15 protein-coding genes are annotated in these 20,081 nt (G+C 34.3%); 12 read left to right on the top strand and 3 right to left on the bottom strand.

Translation table 11 applies throughout. From position 1 onward, the window contains the following. The first annotated feature begins 17 nt into the window (after positions 1 to 17). The 6 genes from HHU12_RS27425 (at position 18) to HHU12_RS27400 (ending at position 6,665) form a co-directional block, all read left to right on the top strand. Entirely contained in the window at positions 18 to 893 is an 876-nt protein-coding gene (locus HHU12_RS27425; RefSeq protein ID WP_169659934.1) for a pentapeptide repeat-containing protein, read from the top strand. A 20-nt stretch (positions 894 to 913) separates the two neighbouring features. Next, entirely contained in the window at positions 914 to 2,116 is a 1,203-nt protein-coding gene (locus HHU12_RS27420) for a hypothetical protein (protein ID WP_169659933.1), read from the top strand. A gap of 52 nt (positions 2,117 to 2,168) precedes the next feature. Beyond that, positions 2,169 to 3,722, top strand: a complete 1,554-nt coding sequence (locus HHU12_RS27415) for a hypothetical protein (RefSeq protein WP_169659932.1) — start codon at positions 2,169 to 2,171, stop codon at positions 3,720 to 3,722. Between the two features lie 49 nt (positions 3,723 to 3,771). Next, on the top strand, positions 3,772 to 4,392 hold the full coding sequence (locus HHU12_RS27410) for a hypothetical protein (RefSeq protein WP_169659931.1): 621 nt from the start codon (positions 3,772 to 3,774) through the stop codon (positions 4,390 to 4,392). A gap of 3 nt (positions 4,393 to 4,395) precedes the next feature. Further along, the gene (locus tag HHU12_RS27405; RefSeq protein WP_169659930.1) at positions 4,396 to 5,421 is read left to right on the top strand and encodes a tetratricopeptide repeat protein; all 1,026 of its coding nucleotides are present in this window, start codon (positions 4,396 to 4,398) and stop codon (positions 5,419 to 5,421) included. A 236-nt stretch (positions 5,422 to 5,657) separates the two neighbouring features. Continuing rightward, the gene (locus tag HHU12_RS27400; RefSeq protein WP_169659929.1) at positions 5,658 to 6,665 is read left to right on the top strand and encodes a helix-turn-helix domain-containing protein; all 1,008 of its coding nucleotides are present in this window, start codon (positions 5,658 to 5,660) and stop codon (positions 6,663 to 6,665) included. Between the two features lie 175 nt (positions 6,666 to 6,840). Here HHU12_RS27400 and HHU12_RS27395 read toward each other — a convergent pair whose 3' ends face one another. From HHU12_RS27395 to HHU12_RS27385, 3 genes are all read right to left on the bottom strand, one after another. Next, positions 6,841 to 8,955 (bottom strand): carboxypeptidase-like regulatory domain-containing protein, encoded by a 2,115-nt coding sequence (locus HHU12_RS27395; protein WP_169659928.1) that lies wholly within the window; start codon positions 8,953 to 8,955, stop codon positions 6,841 to 6,843. A 105-nt stretch (positions 8,956 to 9,060) separates the two neighbouring features. Beyond that, a complete protein-coding gene (locus tag HHU12_RS27390; RefSeq protein ID WP_169659927.1) occupies positions 9,061 to 9,540 on the bottom strand; it encodes a CYTH domain-containing protein in 480 nt (159 codons plus the stop codon). 36 nt (positions 9,541 to 9,576) lie between these two features. Continuing rightward, positions 9,577 to 10,749: a cystathionine gamma-synthase gene (locus tag HHU12_RS27385; RefSeq protein WP_082796014.1), complete on the bottom strand. Its 1,173-nt coding sequence runs from the start codon at positions 10,747 to 10,749 to the stop codon at positions 9,577 to 9,579. A gap of 172 nt (positions 10,750 to 10,921) precedes the next feature. Here HHU12_RS27385 and HHU12_RS27380 point away from each other — a divergent pair, with 172 nt between their 5' ends. From HHU12_RS27380 to der, 6 genes are all read left to right on the top strand, one after another. After that, positions 10,922 to 11,779, top strand: a complete 858-nt coding sequence (locus HHU12_RS27380) for an alpha/beta fold hydrolase (protein ID WP_169659926.1) — start codon at positions 10,922 to 10,924, stop codon at positions 11,777 to 11,779. A gap of 64 nt (positions 11,780 to 11,843) precedes the next feature. Then, entirely contained in the window at positions 11,844 to 13,658 is a 1,815-nt protein-coding gene (locus tag HHU12_RS27375) for a hypothetical protein (protein ID WP_169659925.1), read from the top strand. A 3-nt stretch (positions 13,659 to 13,661) separates the two neighbouring features. After that, positions 13,662 to 14,384, top strand: coding sequence for an LOG family protein (locus HHU12_RS27370; RefSeq protein WP_062619857.1), 723 nt, complete (start codon positions 13,662 to 13,664; stop codon positions 14,382 to 14,384). A gap of 111 nt (positions 14,385 to 14,495) precedes the next feature. Beyond that, positions 14,496 to 17,441, top strand: coding sequence for a BRCT domain-containing protein (locus tag HHU12_RS27365; protein WP_169659924.1), 2,946 nt, complete (start codon positions 14,496 to 14,498; stop codon positions 17,439 to 17,441). 254 nt (positions 17,442 to 17,695) lie between these two features. Further along, positions 17,696 to 18,616, top strand: coding sequence for a lytic transglycosylase domain-containing protein (locus HHU12_RS27360; protein WP_169659923.1), 921 nt, complete (start codon positions 17,696 to 17,698; stop codon positions 18,614 to 18,616). Between the two features lie 29 nt (positions 18,617 to 18,645). After that, entirely contained in the window at positions 18,646 to 19,962 is a 1,317-nt protein-coding gene (gene der / locus HHU12_RS27355; RefSeq protein WP_169659922.1) for a ribosome biogenesis GTPase Der, read from the top strand. The last annotated feature ends 119 nt before the right edge of the window (positions 19,963 to 20,081 follow it).

Below are 20,081 nucleotides of genomic sequence, written 5' to 3'. Positions count from 1 at the left end.
TTTTGAACTGATGACTTATGAGCAAATTCAATAAGAATTCATTATTACTTGGACTTATTACAATTGGATGTTTAACGCTACTTCTAAGTGTGAATATGAAAGATCATACTTTAGAAAAGAAGTTTCGTAAGGGAGAAGATATTTTCATTGAAGGAAAATCTTTTTCTGAAGGTTTAGATCTGACATTGTTTTTAAATTTTAGAAGAGTTGCTCCTAATAGAATGGAAGCAGAAGTAAACGGAAATGTCATTTTCAGCCATTGTGATTTCAATAGTTTGATTACTTCCAGGTATAAAGATGGAATATTATACACAGTAACTTTTAATCGTTCACTTGTTTTTAAAAATTGTGTTTTTGATCAAGTAGTAGAGGCTCCTTATTTACATGTGAAAGGTGATTTTACAGCTGTAGAGTGTTATTTCAATTGTAAAGTAGACTTCAGTAAACTTTGGGTTCAGGGTAGAAGAACGAGCTTTGAGAATAGTAAATTCATAAAGAAATTAATTTTAACGAATTGCATTTTTGATAATCAATCTTCCTTTACTTCATGCGAGTTTATAAAATCTGTTTCTTTCCAAAATTCAGTTTTTAAAGGTACATCATTTTTTGGCGCTGCATCTTTTCTTGAATATGCTGGTTTTGAAAAATGTTCTTTTCAAAGAGGAGTAACATTTGATAAAGCAAACTTCCGAAAGAGAGCAGTATTTCATAGTTGTAATTTATATAACACTGCATCTTTTCAAAGTACAAAATTTAAAAAATCACTAGATCTTAACAAAGCACAATTCCTTTGTAACCTAGATACTAATCAGGTAGTGTTACCAATAGATATCAATACAGAAGGAGCATATTTTTTAACTCAAAAAACCTTTTTCAACCCATTGGAAAGGTGATACAATTACTTAAGCAATAAATGATGAATAATAAGCTTTGGATTGCGATTATAGGTTTATGGTGTATACCTATATTTCCTTTACTAGGACAGGAGAAAGTACTCATTTTTGAAGGGGATTTTGACCTTAAAGGAGGCTATGAATCTTTTACTTATAAATTTATAAAAGGAGATCAAATTGTATTCTCATTTGAAAAAGAGAATAAAAAACCGATGAAAAAAGTTTGGATTACAGGTCCTAAAAGCAGGACACTTTTCCAACGTATGAAATCAGGTTATGTGAAAGATAGAGTCATTAAGGTGACAAGTACTGGGAAATATTATTTTAAGTTTGAGGATAGGGCAAGCGGGAAGAATATTCATATTAAAATTGAGCGAATTCCAGCTGAAGGTTCTGAAAAACTTATTGCATCTGGTCAACCTTATAAAAGAGGATATTGGCTGAATTCATATGATACTGTAGATTATAACTATGAGATAGATTCTGTGGTGGGTTATGGTGAAACAGAGGAGTTTGAACGGGAGTTTAAATTATTTAATGAGTATGTATATCAGACTGTACCAATGCTTAATGCATCAGGTCAATTATTAGGTCGATTAGGAAAAGGAAATAAGCATACAAAGCTTTGGACCTGTCAAGATCCTAAACCGCCTTTTGGTGCCGATGATGCCAAATTGCTTTATATTCAATATAATATTAACTCAAAACTAGGAAGTGCAAAGCACTGGAAGATGGTTCAAATTGGTGGGACAGTAACTTCATTAGCACTCTCTGTTTTTGCTTCACCGGCTGCTGGTTTTGCAAGTCAGCAGGCATTGGATATGATGATGCCTGAAGAAAATGGAGAACCCACAATGTATTTTTTCAGCAAGAATGAATCTTCATTTGGAGAGATTAAAAAACTCTTTACAATTGATTTTGATCTTTTTAAATCAGGAGGGAAAAATGTCAATTTCGATGGTGTTAGAGGTTTAGGTAGTGTTACTAATCTGTATGGGGTGATGCTACCAGAAATGTATTCAGAGTTAGAGTTGAAACATATCATTTTGGCAAATACAAAACCTGCAACTGCGAAAAATGTAAAATTAGATTTTTCTGCTCTTTACTATGCACCAGTTTATGTAGAGTTCAAGGCAACGGAGCGTTTTGTACCACTCAAAACAGTGAAGGTACAGCGTACCATTAAGAAAGTAGTAAAGAAAAGAAAGTTTATAGAATTATAATTTTTTGATGATGATACGGTTGAATTTGAAGTGTTTTGCTTTACTAATTTATGTGTTGAAGTTTTTCTTTATTACGGTTGGTATCGCACAGGAAGCACCTATTGAAGTATTAAAAAAGACTATTGACCCTCAAAATCGACAGGAGCATTATATATCCCCATTTTTTGCGACAAAAGGAGATAAAATAAAGATAAATGTAAAGGTTGAGGATCATAAAAAAGACATGAACTTGTCTATCAAACGTTACCCTGGAGGTAAGCTAGTGTATAAGGTTGAGGATAAACAAATCATTGAACATAGTTTGGATATTCCTAATTCAGGATTATATGAAATCTCTTATACAAAAGCGAAGAAGCCATTTACAATAGAAGTAGATCGTATACCTGCTTCTGAAACTACAAGAGAACTTTCAAAAGCTCGATATGAATATGTTCGTATACCTGATACAGTACATCGTATCGAAAGCTATGAAAAATATATTGGCGCTGACCGAACAATTATCCCACGTACAGAACGCGTAGTCACTCGCAAGATGACTTCCTCCGAAGTGATATGTCAAAATAGTTTTGCACTAGAGGCAGAAAAAAGTCAGTTAATGGTTTTTATGATCCCCCAAGATCGAGAAGATGATTACCTCACCAAAAAACTAGTTTCTTGGTCTATTACTTTATTTGTTGATGATGCTGTTTATAGAAAGCTAAAGCAAAAAATTGGTGAGACATTAGAGTTTGCAGTAACGGCGGGAATGGAGAAAGGCTTAGGGAGAATTTCCAAAGGCCGTATGGATAAGAAAAATGATGTTAGCAACTATAATTATGGAGACATCAAACAATCAAGAGGGGAAAAAGGAAAAGACTTTGCCGATGGGCTTTCTGAGATTATTGGGAATGAATTGGACTCCAAACAGAAAGAAATTTTTGATGAACTCCGAGACCCAAAAGGAATGATAGTAAATGCAGGTGTTGATGTAGCTCTATCAAAAGTAGGAAGGAGTGAAAGTTCAGAAGTTGTAAAAGGTTTTATAGCAGATCCCCAAGGACAAATATTTGATATTGGAGTTGAAAAAGGACTTTCAGCTGTGGGTGTTCCCGAAAATATAGTACAAGGAATCAAAGATATTGAATTACCCTCAATAAGTGATGCGACACAAGTAGCAGCAGATGCTATAACCCCACATGTCAAAGAAAAAATTCATTTTAAGATTACCGATCTAAATAACGAAACAGTTATTGATGATCAAGTTTCTGGTCAATATGCAAAAACGTATGGAACAGAAAACCGAGACAATGTATTTGCTCTGCAGATTGACTGTATGAGAGAGAACTTAGATTATGAAAACTTCTTAGTAGACTATGTGTATGGTTCATTTATTATTGAGGCTACTTATGAGACGACAAATTATAAAGATGCATTCTTTTATGATGTAAAAGAAGATCCTATTTATACAAAGGAAAAGAGGAGTACTCAATCTGTTTATTATCGATATGAGATCATGGATTCACGAGATATTCAACCTCATTATAAAATAATATCTCCTCAGACTTTTCATGATCCTAATCGAATCAGAAAATTTGGGGATGCCAAACCAAAAAAATACGGGAAATAAACTTCAATAAAATTCTCTACATCAATCTTAATAATAAATACAATTAATTATGACTAAACATGTTTTCTTATTTGCCCTGATGACAACGCTGTTGTCTTATGCACAGGCACAAATAAATCCTTTCGCAAATACCATCGCCAACAAACCCTTAAGCGGTTTGGAAACGGTTGGAAATCTAGATGATTTTTCTTTTGAGCTAGTAAATAAGAATGGAAAAGTATTACATATTACAGAAGAAAATAAAGTATTTTTCTTGACAGCAGAGAGAGGTGACTTTTATGGAAATCTCATTTTTAGAACTCGTTTTGATACAAATCATGAAACTGGAGAGTCTACTCTGGAGTATGTTCATATCCTTTTTGGAAGACATAGAGAGATAGCTTATAGGGATGGACATTTTATGAGAAGAGATAATTCTTTTGATGAGGCTGAATATACTGATAATGAAGCCATGAAGAAGAAGTCAGAAAGCTATGATACTTGTGATTTTGACATAAAAGTGAGTAGTGATGGTTTGTATTGTACGTTCAAACATATTGAATCTGGTAAATATTTGACGATGCTTCCAGCAAATAGTAAAGGAGTGCATTCTGTTGCACTATCTAGTAAAAAAAGTGATGATTCCCAATTGTGGAAAATGAGATTATTGTACAACGGTAACCAAATCTAAATCATGAGAAGAATAATATTAACTGCATTTACTTTAATGTGTTTTTTATCTACTAGAAGTAATGCGCAATCTATAAAATCATTCAAGTTTCTTTATCCAATTATTGATATTAGTCCTGAAAATAATAAGGTTTTCCTTGAACCAATAAAAGTATCTCAGAGTGTAGGAAAACCAAGTATTAATGCTGAAAGTTTGAACACTAAGTTCCAATCACGTTTTGAGAATGTGGTAAAAAGTTCAGCATATGGGCAAAATCAAAGTAATATGCCTTTTGAATGGATGCGGACAGATCTTTTGATATTGTCAGAAACCAAAGAAGATGCTGATATGATAGTATCAGGCTCAATGAACGTATCAAAGTATAGCACATCATTAGATACAACTTATAAAAAAATGGTAACTGAAAAAGAACAGTTGCCCTATGAGATAGTTACTTTCCAAGGTCGTTCATCTTTTAAAATGGAATGGGATATGGTATGTAAATCCAAAAATGGTGAAGTACTTAAAAACCTTCCTAGTCAGGTTATAAATAAATCAGACGTTTCAAAAGAGCATGTGATTCACCCTGCTGTTCACAGTAAGAATCAAGTAACACCTGCTTCAACTTTTTATCAAAGTGCTATTTCTACTTTATCATCTAATCTACCTTTTTATTTTAAACCCCAAATTCAGAGTTTTAACCTGAATTATTCTAAAATAAAGAACCCAAGTAAAAAAGATTTAGGTGGAGATAAAGTATTAGCAAAAGAAATAAAATCTGACCTGAAAGAAATTAAAAAAACACTCACCAAATATGGCGATCATAGGGGTGCTTTTGATTTGAATCTTGCTCTCCTAGAAAAGTGGCAATGCAAAGATCTCTATTATAATATTGGAGTATTTTATGAATCTCAAGGTTGCTTTACAAAAGCTTTAGAATGGTATAAAAAATCAGAATATAATAACCCGATAACTCGTATTGAACAAGGCTTGAAAGCTAAAGAGTTCATAGAATCGTTCGGAAAGGACGTAACTGAACCTGAAATCTAATAACTTACTTACTCTTGCATTTGACTTCAACTAGCTATCACCCTATTCAGTTTGTTCTGGATAGGGTTTGATAATATTAACTATTATAGTGATGTGTGTAGTGTTATTTGTTTTTCGATTTGGTTATATTTCATAAAATAATACTATTCCAATACCAACTGTTTCTATTAGGCTCAATGTATCATTGTGCCTTTTTCTTCATAAACATTACTCTTTAATCTAAGAACCAAAACTTCATGTTAGAGAAGATAACTTTTACAAAAGCCACCATAGAACAAATCTTGTTTGAATTTCATCAACAAAAAGAGGAATCTACTTGGGACGGTCGTAATTTTTCATTAATCACACCTAATGAAAATATACAAATAGAGCTTTGTAAAGAGTTTGTTGGTATTGAAATCGCTGTTTTAGAATTTAATTGTAAGTATGATTATCTATTTGAAATTTATTCTACTGAGATAGAAAGCTATGTTTGTAGTGTAGTTTATGATGGAAATTATAGGATCATTGGACCATCAGAAGAAGAGGTTACAATAGGGAAAGGAAGCTCTAAAAATTGTTGTTTTTATAAAAATTCTAATAACCACTACTTACAAATGGGTAAAGGACAGTCTTTGAGACTTGTGTATATACTTATCGGTGAGGAAAAATTTACTAATCTTTTAGAGGGGAACCCAATGCCGTTAGAATACAATAAAAAAACACTTTCCTATTTATTTGAACAACAAAATATGGCAATGAGAGATTGCTTAGAAACTATATTTAATCCTAAAAATCAAGAAGATATATTATTGCCTTCAGGTTGGAAACATGCTAAAGCGTTGGAAGTTTTAATGCACTTTTTACAGCTGATCATAAGCCAAAAAAATGAAAGTCGTGATTATGCATCAACACTTACAGTAGATGAAAAAGTACTTCAGAACATAAAAGATGAGCTTTCTCGAAATTTGTCAACACCACCTTGTTTAAGAGACCTTGGAGACCGTTATTCGATGAGTCCTGAAAAGTTACGAGTAAATTTTAAAACTGCTTATGGAAAGCCTCCTCATCAGTTTGTTGTTCATAAAAGGTTACAAAAAGCGGAAGTTTTACTAAGAGATACTTCGAAATCAATTACTGAAATCGCTCATGAATTAGGTTATTCACATGTAAGTCATTTTACGAATTCATTTAAGAAAAACTTTGGGTATAGCCCCAAGGAGTTCCGTAATGGAAGTGTACAACTGAAAGATCAACTTGATTAAGTTACCAACTTTTGTAAGGCTCCTTCATCAGCATGGCATTATAATACTTCGCCTCTCCAGTCACTTCTTCTCCTAACCAACTTGGCTTTGAAATAATGGAAAGCTTAAGTGAAATATGCTACAGGTCTAATTCAATTGTAAGGGATAACTCATATTTTCTTCTACTAGAATAACTTTAGTTATAACTATCCCAATATTTTTTAGAGTACTTTGCTTTCTTTAAATCGTATACTTTATGGTAAACTTCCCTTGTATAATCTTGATCAATACTCTTAATGTAAATGGTATTTCGACTATTAAACTCTAAAAGAGAGCCTTTGTAAAACATATTACCGGTAAAATGCATAATAGCAATAGAAGGGTAGATATAATTTTCTTGCATTGAATATTGTATTTCAAATTTTTGCATAGTCCTGTCAATATTCTCAATTGAGTATTTATGATTAATTATAAAGTTGGACTTTGTATCTACTATAATAGTCCCTCTGTATTTCTTTTTTTTATAGTTAGTGTGGTAATCAATTTTGGTATAAATACTACTTTCATCTTTGATGGATTGAATAGAATCTATGACCGTTTTATTTAAAAATTTCTTACTGAACATCTCATTGTCCTTATTAATATAAGGAGTACTAATTACAGCAATTGGATAGGGATATACCGGTGATTTTTTATCAATGACCCTTTTATTAATGATTGTTGAATTAAGATGTATGGGTCCCTTTAGTTGTTCATTAATGATAAATTCTAAAGATGCTTCTAGTACTAATGTATCTTTAGTGAGGTCTTCACTTTGATAATAGAGTGCATATTTTGTAGGAGTTTTGGGTGAAAGTGCTAAATGATTCTCAAGAATAGGTTTGAAATACTCATACGTGCTAATTTTTTTTCCAGCAACTTCTACTTCATCCAAATAATCTACATTGGAAGGAAGCTTTATTTGCATCAAGTTTGAGCTTGGTTGGATTGAAATAGTTTCATAACCTAAATGAGACAGGATCATTTTCTTTTCAAAGTATTCATCCTTTACTCTAAACGAAAATTTTCCATTTAAATCCGTGTGAGCGTAGATATTTGAATTTTCGAATTGGATATTAACATAGGGTACTGTTGTCAGATCACTTGCGTCAACTACTTTTCCTTCAATAAGAATATCTTCACTAGAGTTAATGACAACTCCATAATTAAAAGCATTTTTCCAATTTCCTTGGGGATATTCTCCTGTAATAGGGTCGTTTCCAATAAGTGAAGAAAAGCCATTAAGATCTACGGAATCAAGTTTGATATATGCTCTTTCATCTGTTGAAAGTTGCTCATATTCGATAAATTCGTTGACATTCTCGATTCTAGCAAGATCAGTAAAAGCAATAGCAGTGACTTTCTTATCTGTATATTTATTTAAAAAATAAGAAGTTCCTTTAAAATTTTGAATAGTGGTATCAGAAGCAGAATGAATACCACTTAAGTCATTTGCTATATGCGTATTTGCTGCCCAACAAATAATTTTTTTATCTGTAGAGTTGATATGGTATTGAATATTCTCATACATGAGACTATCTCTTAGCTGAACATCTTCCGATTCAACATCCATACCGTCCGATTTATTCCCGTGAATTATGTTACAAGTTCCTAAGATCGATGTTAAGTTTCTAGCCCAAAATAGTGCAGAAGGAGTGTTTTGGGTAGATAATTTTTGAATTAACTCAAGGGTGTAGTTTCTAAACCATTCATTATAAGTTTCAGGTAAAGAATGATGGTCACCTACTTGTGCAATAATTGTGTTTAATGCCTCAATATATTTCTCAGAGCATACTATTTCATTCTCATTAAGGAATATATTAAGGTCTGATGAAAGATTATTAAAAAAGATACCGGAGTAAAATTGAGGATCAAATCCACCTACAAATAAAGTGTCATTTTTATTTGCAGATGCCACAATATATTGTGATAACTCATACATAGGGACGGAGTGATGCCACACATCGTAAATACCCTTGAATAATAAATCAGATTCAGTAGCTCCTTTTATCAGCAGTTGATTCACTTGATCCATATCATATACACTACTTTCAAATAGTAATAGATCAAAACCTAAGCTGTCGTGAAGGTATTTTGTGAAGTTGACTTTTTCTTCTAGCACAAATTTATTAAAATGATCGGCTTCACCAATAAGAATAATATCAGAGTCTTGTATCCGTGATTTGAGAGCTTCATAATGATTGATTTTAGTAAGTTGAGCAAAAGTGGAGAAAGAGAGGAATAAAAATAGAACACCAATAAAGTTTCTCATTGTTTAGTTTAAAAAATAGTTCGAAAATTGATTAATAGTATAGTCTTATCATTTATAAAAAGTGAGAAAGTTTAGTTAGATAGTTAATTGAAAAAGTAAATGTCCTTACCAATTACAGTAAGGCTCTTTCATCAACATGGCATTATAATACTTCGCCTCTCCAGTCACTTCTTCTCCTAGCCAATCCGGCTTTTCAAAAGCTTCATCAGTGGAAGATAGTTCTACTTCAGCGATAGTTAATCCTTTGTTGTCTCCATCAAAAACATCGACTTCATATGTATGATTTCCTACAGGAACCTCATACCTGATTTTATCAATGGTACCTCCATCGCATAAGTGAAGCAATTGCTCGACTTCTGCAATGGAGATTTCTTTTTCCCATTCATAGCGTGACAGACCTTCATCTTGAGATTTACCTTTGATGGTGATAAACCCTTTCTCTCCTTTAATTCTCACGCGCACTGCTTTATTTTCCTCTGCACAAATGTAGCCTTGTACTATGCGAAATGATTTTGATGAGATAGAAGGATCAAAAGATTTTACCAAGAACTTACGTTCAATTTCAAGATGTTGTTGATTTGCCATTTTTTATAAAAGGAATAAATATTTTAATTCAAAAGATTAAAGACCCGCAGCCGCGAATGCGTTTTCTAGGTCTTCTTTCAGGTCTTCTAGGTCTTCGATACCTACTGAAATTCTGATGAAACCATCATCAATTCCTAATTCTTTTCTTGTTTCAGCAGGAATTGAGGCGTGTGTCATGATGGCAGGGTGCTCAATCAAACTTTCTACTCCACCTAAACTTTCGGCTAATGTAAATAGCTTACAGTTTGATAAGAATACTTTTGTTTGCTCAAGGTCTGCTTTCAAAGTCACTGAAATCATACCACCACCTTTTTTCATTTGCTTTTTGGCTAAAGCGAAATCAGGGTGCGATGGTAAATGAGGGTAATATACTTTTTCTACTGAAGGATGTGTTTCTAACCATTCCGCAATTTTCTCCGCATTAGAACAGTGTCTATCCATTCTTACACCTAATGTCTTCAATCCTCTGTTGACCAAGAAAGAATCGAAAGGTCCTTGTACGGAACCAACGGCATTTTGTAAGAAAGTTAATTTTTCTTCTAACTCTTTGTTCTCACCCACTACAACTACACCACCTACTACATCAGAGTGACCATTGATGTATTTTGTAGCTGAGTGTGCCACAATATCAAAACCTAATGCTAATGGTTGTTGTAAGTAAGGAGTAGCGAAAGTATTATCACAAACCGTAATGATATCATGCTTTTTAGCTACTTCAGCCACTTTTTCCAAGTCTACTAAACGAAGCATCGGGTTGGTAGGTGTTTCCGCCCAAATCATTTTAGTGTTCGGTTGGATCGCATTTTCTAATGCTTCCATGTCATTCAAGTCGATGAATGAGAACTCTAATTTTGAAGAGAACTTTCTTACTTTATCAAAAAGACGGAAAGTACCACCGTATAAATCGTTCATAGCAATGACATGTGAACCACCTTCCAGCATATCTAAAATAGTAGCGGAAGCGGCCAATCCACTTGCAAAAGCATATCCTTTTACACCTCCTTCTAAAGCTGCAACTGCATCTTCGTAAGCGTAACGAGTGGGATTGTGGCTACGAGTATATTCAAAACCTTTATGCTCACCTGGTGCAGTTTGAGCATAAGTAGAGGTAGCATAAATTGGAGGGATAACGGCTCCTGTTGTTGGATCAGGTTCTTGTCCAGCGTGAATTGCTATAGTTGAGAAGCCATATTTTTTCTTCTTATCCATATTTATAGTATTTTTAATTTAGGGTCGTATGAATGTAAAACTTTTCAAATCATCTGATAACTTTAAAATCCTTTTTCGATCAAATAAAAACTACTATTTGAAATAAAGTGTTTCAGCGATTCTCTTCAATTTTTTTCGAATTAAACACTTATCAAAATAAAAACCTACAAAAATGATAGAGTATAAGAGCGTCCTATTGATTTTACTCTTGATCTTATGTGGATGTGCTTCTGATATGAATGCGAATAATGAATGGAATAAATTAGAAAAATCGTACGCCAAAGAGGGTGTAGAGATGAAAGTCCGACATACAAAGCTGGACAATAAAACCATTAATTATTTATCAGTAAAAGGAGAAAATAATCCTTCTACAACCATAGTTTTTATTCATGGAGCACCGGGAAGAGCGGATAACTTTGGGAATTACCTTAAAAATAAAACACTTCTGGAAAAGGCAAATGTCATTTCTGTTGAACGATTGGGATACGGAAGTGAAAAAGGGAAAGAAGAAGATGCTATTGGCTTGCATGGAAAGGCAGTGAGAACAGTTTTAAATGACTGGCAAGAAGAATTAGGCGAGCCACAACACTATATACTTGTTGGGCATTCGTATGGAGGACCGATAGCCGCGTACACAAGTGTGCAAGACAGTAGTGGTATTGATGAAGTAGTTTTGCTGGCTCCTGCAATGTCATCAGAATTGGAATTGATGAAATGGTATTCTAGGTGGGCGCAGAGTAAAGTGATCTACGCTATTTTGCCATCAGGATTGAAAGTAGCCACGGATGAAAAGGCAAATCATGCTGAAAGTTTAAAGAAAATAGAGGGAGAGTGGAGTAAAGTAAAAGTGCCCACAACCATAGTTCATGGTACAACAGATGAATTAGTTCCTTTCGAAAACCTTCAATATGTTGTAGATAATTGGTCAATTGATGTAGATACTGTGGTTTTGGAGAAGAAAGGACACCTATTTCCTTTTAAGGATGAAGAGATAGTAGTAAATTTATTATTACAAAAAATAGATTCCTAGGTAGACTGCTATCTGAATACCATTTTGAGCACATATTTTCATCAGTACAAAACCTAAAAAAAACGTGGAAGAGCAAGACAACACAGTGGAAGAGTTACATGAAGAGCCCTCACATATCGAAGAGAAAAAAGCCAAGAAAAGTAACAAGGGAATTATATTTCTGAGTATACTTATTTTGTTGTTTGGAACATTTGGGTGGTGGACGCAATCATTACCAAAAACGGCATTATGGAAAACACTGCCAGCAGGTGCTGGAGTGATTGTGGGTACTTCAGATGTTTTGCATTTGTGGCAAGAACTGCATGCTTCAGAGTGGAACAATGCCATTGAAGGAAGTCTAAATTCAAGTCGTAAAAGGATCTGGAATAATGCCGTATTGAATAATAGTCTACTGCCTTATTTCTTGTCGGATTACCCTAGTGTTGGAGCTATTTATAAGACAGAAAAAGAAGGCAGAGCTCAATTGATGGCTATTGATTTAGGTTGGCAATCGAAGCTAACCGATCACCTCCGTTTCGTAATAGGGAAGAAATTCACCTTGGAGCAGAAGTCATTAGGTGAAAATGGGGAAGCGACTGTTTTGAAAAGAGGAACCTCTAAGCTCGGAATCTATTTTGTTTATAATAACCTTCTTGTTTTTTCTACTCACGAAACACTGGCGAAAAGAGCTTATGAAGCATTGGAACATGGTGGAGAAATGACCGAATGGGAAGTAGGGGAGTTTGAAGAAGGAAAAATTGCTGAAGTATGGATGAATCCTGATGCAATTTATGCTTTATCTGAACCGAATTTTGTAGAACCTCAGTTATCATTGAAAGGCATAGGCCGACTGTTGGGAGATCAGCATTGGATGTGGACAGAAGATGGTTTATCACTCAAAGCGCAGATTGAGACAAAAGAAAAAGGCTTCAAGTTAGAGCCTGTATGGTGGATGTGGTCAGGAACATCTTCCAGTAAAGAATTGTTGAATGTAATACCTACTCACATTTCAGTGGCTTCTCATTGGGGAATGTCAACCAAAGTAAAAGAAAGAAGAGAGGCATTGATGCGTGCCAATATTGCTCCATGGAGCGCTATTGAAAATAGATTATCCATTTCTATTGAAGAAGATTTTGATAGTTGGGTTGGTGATGAAGCCGCTTGGGTGAAATTGATGGCGAGTGAGCTGAAAGGAAGAGATGGAGAAGTGATGTTGTTGAAAACGAATAATCCGGCATTGGCTTCAGAAAAGTTGAGAGCCTTGAATGTAAAAGTAGAAGCAAATACTCTGGAAAGGTTTTCAGAATTAAAATACAGAGGCTTTGCTATTGGATATATTGGCGTAGAGGAGTTGTTGCCAAGAGTATATGGTGATGCTTTTAACCGAATCAGAAGACCATACTACACAGTACTAGGAAATGCAGTAGCTTTCTCTAATCACCCTAAATCTCTGAAACGAATGATTGATGCAAAATTGGATCAGAGAACAATCAATTTGGAAGAAACTAAAATCCCAAAATCAGCCATGTATATCTGGGGTAATGGTGGAGCTTTATATCAAGATTTACCACTTTGGATAGATCAAGATGGTCTTTCAAAAATGAAAAGCTACCAGCCAATGTTCGGCAGTGTCCAAAGTTTTGAGATGGTTTTCTTGCCAAGAGCAAAATATCACGGTGCTTCTTATTTGAATCTGAATTACGGTGATGCAGCACAAGAAAAAGTGGCCTTGACCAAACGATTAAGAGAATTTCAAGCAATTGATGATAAGAAGTATGAAGCCTATTTGGATGGGGTGAAAATGGAGCATCAAAAAGCGTTTAAGATTGCTTCTCCACAGAAAAGTGATGAAGACAATATGATAAAATTTCAATTAAATACAGAAACCGAAAAAAATTAGCTTATGTCAGAAGAGAATAAAAATGAAGAAGAAAGAATCAGAGAGGCGTTTATCAAAAAGGACTGGTCTGAAATAAAAAGTGCCAACTCATGGGTGATCTTTAAAGTGATGGCTGAATTTGTAGATGGATTTGACAAGCTGGCCAAAATTGGCCCTTGTGTTTCTATTTTCGGATCGGCAAGAACTGCCCCAGATCACAAATACTATAAAATGGCAGAAGAAGTAGCTGGACTTTTAGTAAAACATGGTTATGGCGTAATTACTGGCGGTGGACCTGGTATTATGGAAGCCGGTAATAAAGGTGCTTCTGAGGCCAATGGTAAGTCGGTGGGTTTGAATATCGTATTACCATTTGAACAAGACGGTAACCCTTATATCGACAGAGATAAGATGCTGAACTTTGATTACTTCTTCGTAAGAAAAGTGATGTTTGTAAAATATTCTCAAGGCTTTATTGTGATGCCAGGTGGATTGGGAACTTTGGATGAGCTGTTTGAGGCTTATACTTTAATTCAAACGAAGAAGATCGGACGCTTCCCAATCGTATTAGTAGGAGTAGACTACTGGCAGGGTTTGATGGATTGGATCAAGTCAACATTGCTTGAGAAAGAAAAGAATGTAAGTCCAGAGGATTTAGACTTGATTCATCTAGTGGATACACCACAAGAGGCAGTGAAAATCATCGAAGACTTCTATGGGAAATATCTATTATCTCCTAACTTCTAGACAAGCACTGATACAAATAAGCGAGAGCTTAAAAACATGCAATCATTTTTGGTGGCATGTTTTTTTTTGAGCTAACTTAATAATTCGAATAAATATAAACTTGAACAAACTATGTTTTCACAGACTATAAACTCTCTCACAGATGAAATGATTGTGGGAAATCCATTAAATATATCAGGAGTACAAGTAGCTGGAGTCTCCTTTGAAGAGCTTAAGAAAGCACTGAAACCATGTAAAAAATTGGGTGAATTCCGTCTTAAGAATTTAAAAGGTAAACTTTCATTAAAGGAGTTGATAGCGTGTTTTCCGAGGACATTTCGTATTTATCTCGATAATGTTATTTTGGAAGATGAAGATGATTTTATTGAAGAAAATAAGGTTGTGTTATTTTCACTGATCAACTCAGACTGTAAAAAGTTACCTAAGCAGTTTTATCAGTTTTCTGACCTTTTAGACTTAGAATTATCGAATTTACCACTCACCGAATTTTCAAGTGAACTTTGTACTTTTCATAGTTTACGCACTCTTACTTTTTGTATTCCCTATTTAGATGAAGTGCCTTCTATATTTTTAACTCAGGAAAATATTTCTACTTTAAAAATTGAACTATCAGAAAAGGTTATTTATGATAGCACTCATTTTAATTTTGAAAGGATGTCTTTCTTAAACATTAAAGTTCCAACTTTAGAAAGTCTTCCATTTCAACTGCATGAATTACGACTTGTAAGATATTTGACAGTTCATTTAACGCAGCAGAAAGAATTTGTTGATGTAGAACTACCTAGCTTGTCTTTGGAAAATTTTAAAATTGAGGCACCTCAGCTTCAAAAATTTTCAATTGATTTCAGTCGTTATGAAAAACTAAAGTCTATGGATTTAAAGGCTGATAAACTGGATTATTTTCCAGGAGAATTGTTAAAGTCACCTACATTAAGAATTATCAGTTTTGAATCCAACAATATAAAGACATTAGATATCAATAAATACAATTTTGATATAAGAACTTTAAAACTGAAAAGTGAATCAATAGAAGAAATTAAACCTTTATTTTCAGTTCAAAACAAGGTCAAATATTTAGGGCTCGATATCCCTAATTTAAAAGAGTTTCCATTTGCTGATGATGAGGCTTATGAAACACTAAATTTAACGTTGGAATCAGAGAAAATCGATTCGGTGCCCCATTATCTTTCTAATTTTAAAGAATTAAAATATTTGGAATTGAAGTTGCCAAATTTGAACGAGTTGCCTGATGTATTTGACCAGTTGCGAAAACTTAAAACATTGAAATTATCGACCCCTCATTTAAAAGCTATTCCAAGTACGTTTGCGGGGAGTTTGATTGGAAATATAACGATAGAGGCGAACTGTTTTGAAGATGTACCAGAGGAACTCCTTAAGATGAAATATTTAAATCAAGTGTACCTGTCTTCAGATAGTCTTAAAACGTTGGATAACTATTCGAAATTTGTTTCTAAACCATACTTTAAGATTAAAAGTGCTCCTAATATTTCTCCTTATGATATTAGAATTGTAAAGAAATTTAGGTTGAATGGACTGGAGAATATTTTTGATTATAAATTTGATGCAATAGAAGATTACATCTTAGGTCTACAAAAGGCAGGGTTTGAACGTGAATTATATTGCTATTTCTTTGATCTTGTAGCCTGTAGGAAAGATTTAAGTACTCTACCTGAATTAACGAAAAAGCAACTCATTCAAGGGCTGAATATAAAGTTTGAAAGGTTGCAGGAAGTGTTATTAGAAAGACTTGACAATACTATTTCAGACTTAACTTCTGAGAGCTGTTTTATGGTGATGGGAGGTATTACGTTGAAAAAAACAGAACTGAAGGAAAGAGTAGAACAATTAGGTTTTCAGTACGCGAATAAATATTCAGACAAGGTAACGCATATTATTATCGGAAATAACCCTAAGGAAATAGCAAAGGTTGATGAAATTGATAATGAAATTAAGCTGATTTCTGAAAGTACATTTACAGACTATTGGAATACACAAGAGCCAGGTTTTCTAATTGAAGATGAAAAGGAAGGTGATGGTCAAATGGTTGAAAATCTGAAGCTTTTCTTTAAGTCTCAAAGCGAGGGTGATTTGATGATTGCCATGGAGATGTTGGAAATGAATGGAGTTCCTAAGTCAGTTCTACCTGACCTTTTCTTAATTCAGAAAACCAATAAAAATACAAAAATAAAAGCGAGGGTAAAGAAGCTATTAACGGCGAATGCTTCTAAGGACTTGATTCAAGCCGTGAAAGATAGAGCAGGTCTGAATAATTATGCAAAACTGCATGAGTACCATATTAGAGAGAAATTGGTGTCATTTGAGGAGAAATGGGGGAAAGAAGCTTGTTTTACTTTTAGCAATATGCTCTATAAATATTATAAAAAAGGGTTGACTTATACCTTGCTCTATGCTCCTGTTCATAGCAAATGGAGGCAAGAGGCAGTGGGAATGATTTACAATAAAGGAGAAATTAATTGGGCTGAGGCATTAGGGAATAATAATTATAGATATTACAGAGATAATAAAACAGGCTATCCAAAACTTCCTGTTGAGATCTTAAAAACGGAAAAGGTTGAAAAACTAGATATTACTAAAATTGAATACGGTGAATTTCCGGAAGAGTTAAAACAGTTTAAGGATTTGAAGTCTTTATCAATTTCAGGTATTAGTATTCGATCAATATCTGATGAAATAAAACTATTGGAGAAGCTTGAAGAATTAGATATTAGTAGAAATTATCTCATTAGTGATATTCAACAAGTTGCATCATTAAAGAAGTTAAAGAAATTGACGTTGCAGTGGATGTCAATTGCAGAATTAGGTGAGGAGTTCACTTCACTTCAAAACTTAGAAGAATTGAATCTATATCGCAATAAATTGGAGCGTTTCCCGAATGAGCTTTACCAGCTAAAAAAATTGAAGAAAGTCAATTTAGAAGAACAAGAAATTTATACTGAAGAAGGAAGGGTGATGAACGAGATCATAATACCTGAAGAGTTTAAAGAGAAGATGCCTGATTGCGAAGTGAAGGTTTAAATAAAAAGGTTGTTATACAATAAATTAAGTATGGCAACCTTATTTTTTTTACCTTTGCACCTCTTTTGGGAAAAGATCAGTGAATATTGTAATACCCCAACAGGATATTTATTTCAAATAAAGACTTGCAAAGTTTGATAAAAAGAAGGATTCTCTAAAGAATATTTGTTAACTAATGCATTTATATTCAGAACTTAAACAGAATAATTCGACCTTTGTGAGTTAGTATCCATTATCGTGTTTCTTAAGTCAATATGAAATCATTTTTATGGTTCCTTTTAGGAGCAATTTCCGTAGCACTGTTAACGTATGCTCCACAATTTGTAAGTCCGAAATCAGAGGTAGTTACTGAAAAAGTGATTGTGAAGGAGTTGGAAGCCAACAGTTATGAGTTGCCAATGCCTGAATCATTTTCTTTTTGTGATGAAAAAGTACCTCTTAGTGATCCGGACGTTTATGAAAGGTTCGATAGAGAGTTGTATGTGAACTCTTATTGGCATTCGCATACGATTTTGGTACTGAAAAGAGCGGAAAGGTGGATTCCAAGAATTGAAGAAATCTTGAAAGAGGAAGGTATTCCGGATGACTTTAAATATCTTTGTATTATAGAAAGTGATCTGATGCTGAATGCTCGCTCTTCAGCAGGAGCAGCAGGTTTCTGGCAGTTTATGCCTTCAACTGCAAGGGAATACGGATTGACGGTCAACAAAGAAGTAGACGAACGCTATAATGTTGAGAAAGCAACAAGAGCAGCGTGTGTTTACCTCAAAAAAGCCAAAGAAAAGCTAGGTACTTGGACATTAGCAGCGGCGGCTTATAACAGAGGACCGAGCGGTATCGCAAAAGCTCTCAAAGATCAGAAAGTAAGCAGTTACTATGATCTGTTATTAAATGAAGAGACTTCAAGGTACATGTTCCGTATCCTGGCCTTGAAAGAAATCATGTTGGAACCGGAGAAATATAGTTTTGAGCTTTCGACACATCAGTTATATACTGAGGAAGCGATTAAAACTATGAAAATAGATACATCTATTCCTGATCTAGCTTCTTTTGCAAAAGAGCAAGGAATAAATTATAAGATCTTAAAACGCTATAATCCATGGTTGAGGTCAAATAAGTTGACCATTAAACGTGGAAAAACATATATCATTACGCTACCGAAAGTGTTAGGGTAATTCGAAGTTTTGAAAAAGGTAAATTCTCAATGAAGAAGAATACAAATATTGTCGCAATTGTAGGTAGACCAAATGTTGGTAAATCTACTTTATTTAACCGTCTTGTTGAACGTCGTGACGCTATCATGGATAATGAAAGCGGAGTGACACGTGATAGACATTACGGAAAGGCCGAATGGACGGGAAAAAATTTCACTGTAATTGATACAGGTGGATATGTAGTAGGTTCAGAAGATACATTTGAAGGTGCCATCCGTGAGCAAGTTCAAATCGCTATTGATGAAGCTTCTGTATTACTTTTTGTAGTAGATGTGGAAACAGGTTTAACAGACTTAGACCGTGATTTTGCTGATTTATTACGTAAAAGTGATAAGCCAATTTACTTGGTGGCAAATAAAGCAGATACTTCAGAGAAAGTATTACATGCTTTTGAATTCTATGAACTTGGAATGGGTGAGCCTATGGCTATTGCATCAGCTTCAGGTTTTGGAACGGGTGATCTTTTAGATGACGTAGTTTCTCATTTCCCTGAAGAAACTGAGGAGGAAGAAGAAGAAGAAATTCCAAGAATATCAGTAATTGGTAGACCTAACGTAGGAAAATCATCATTAGTGAACTTATTACTTCAAAAAGAAAGAAGTATTGTAACTGATGTTGCTGGTACTACAAGAGATGCTGTAGATGCAGTATATAAAGCATATAATAAAGAATTCATTTTAACAGATACGGCCGGTCTTAGAAGAAAGACGAAAGTAAATGAAAATATTGAATTCTACTCTGTAATGCGTACCATCAAAGCGATTGAAAGATCAGATGTCTGTATCGCTATCTTGGACGCTACAAGAGGTATTGAATCTCAAGACTTAAGTATTATCAACCTTGCTTTGAAAAACAAGAAGGGTGTGGTAATCATGGTCAACAAGTGGGATTTGATCGAAAAAGAAACAAACACAGCTAAGGAATTTGCAGAAGAGATCCGTCAGCGTTTAGGTGGCGCGGCTTACTTGCCAATTATCTTTACTTCGGTACATGAAAAACAACGTATTGCCAAAGTGATCGACAAAGCGATTGAGGTATACGAAAACCGTAAGATGAAGGTAATGACTTCTGTACTGAACGAGGTGTTAGGAAAAGAGATCGAACGTAGACCGCCTCCATCACATAGAGGGCATCACATTCAGATCAAATACATTACGCAATTGCCAATTCACACACCGGTATTTGCATTCTTCTCTAACTATCCTAAACATGTGAAAGGTCCTTACAAATCTTTCATTGAGAATAAAATTAGAGAACACTTTGGATTTGAAGGTGTACCAATGGGTATTGTATTCAAAGAAAAATAAGCAACGGCTTAAAAAGAAAAACTGCTTTGGTTGTGAGATCAAAGCAGTTTTTTGTTTGCCCTGCATGCAAACTATCCCGACAGCTTGAAAGAAAGCTGTTTCGCCCCTCGGAGGGAAGA

The sequence above is a fragment of the Flammeovirga aprica JL-4 genome, from assembly GCF_012844305.1.
GTDB lineage: Bacteria > Bacteroidota > Bacteroidia > Cytophagales > Flammeovirgaceae > Flammeovirga > Flammeovirga aprica.
The sequence above is the reverse complement of the archived record's forward strand: the minus strand, read 5'-3'. Positions and strand labels throughout refer to the sequence as shown.

Bases quoted from the DNA above. Each gene is read 5' to 3' on its own strand.
- HHU12_RS27410 (WP_169659931.1), top strand. From the start codon at position 3,772: ATGACTAAACATGTTTTCTTATTTGCCCTGATGACAACGCTGTTGTCT.
- HHU12_RS27420 (WP_169659933.1), top strand. From the start codon at position 914: ATGATGAATAATAAGCTTTGGATTGCGATTATAGGTTTATGGTGTATA.
- HHU12_RS27380 (WP_169659926.1), top strand. From the start codon at position 10,922: ATGATAGAGTATAAGAGCGTCCTATTGATTTTACTCTTGATCTTATGT.
- HHU12_RS27390 (WP_169659927.1), bottom strand. From the start codon at position 9,540: ATGGCAAATCAACAACATCTTGAAATTGAACGTAAGTTCTTGGTAAAA.
- der (WP_169659922.1), top strand. From the start codon at position 18,646: ATGAAGAAGAATACAAATATTGTCGCAATTGTAGGTAGACCAAATGTT.
- HHU12_RS27395 (WP_169659928.1), bottom strand. From the start codon at position 8,955: ATGAGAAACTTTATTGGTGTTCTATTTTTATTCCTCTCTTTCTCCACT.
- HHU12_RS27370 (WP_062619857.1), top strand. From the start codon at position 13,662: ATGTCAGAAGAGAATAAAAATGAAGAAGAAAGAATCAGAGAGGCGTTT.
- HHU12_RS27405 (WP_169659930.1), top strand. From the start codon at position 4,396: ATGAGAAGAATAATATTAACTGCATTTACTTTAATGTGTTTTTTATCT.
- HHU12_RS27365 (WP_169659924.1), top strand. From the start codon at position 14,496: ATGTTTTCACAGACTATAAACTCTCTCACAGATGAAATGATTGTGGGA.
- HHU12_RS27425 (WP_169659934.1), top strand. From the start codon at position 18: ATGAGCAAATTCAATAAGAATTCATTATTACTTGGACTTATTACAATT.
- HHU12_RS27400 (WP_169659929.1), top strand. From the start codon at position 5,658: ATGTTAGAGAAGATAACTTTTACAAAAGCCACCATAGAACAAATCTTG.
- HHU12_RS27360 (WP_169659923.1), top strand. From the start codon at position 17,696: ATGAAATCATTTTTATGGTTCCTTTTAGGAGCAATTTCCGTAGCACTG.
- HHU12_RS27385 (WP_082796014.1), bottom strand. From the start codon at position 10,749: ATGGATAAGAAGAAAAAATATGGCTTCTCAACTATAGCAATTCACGCT.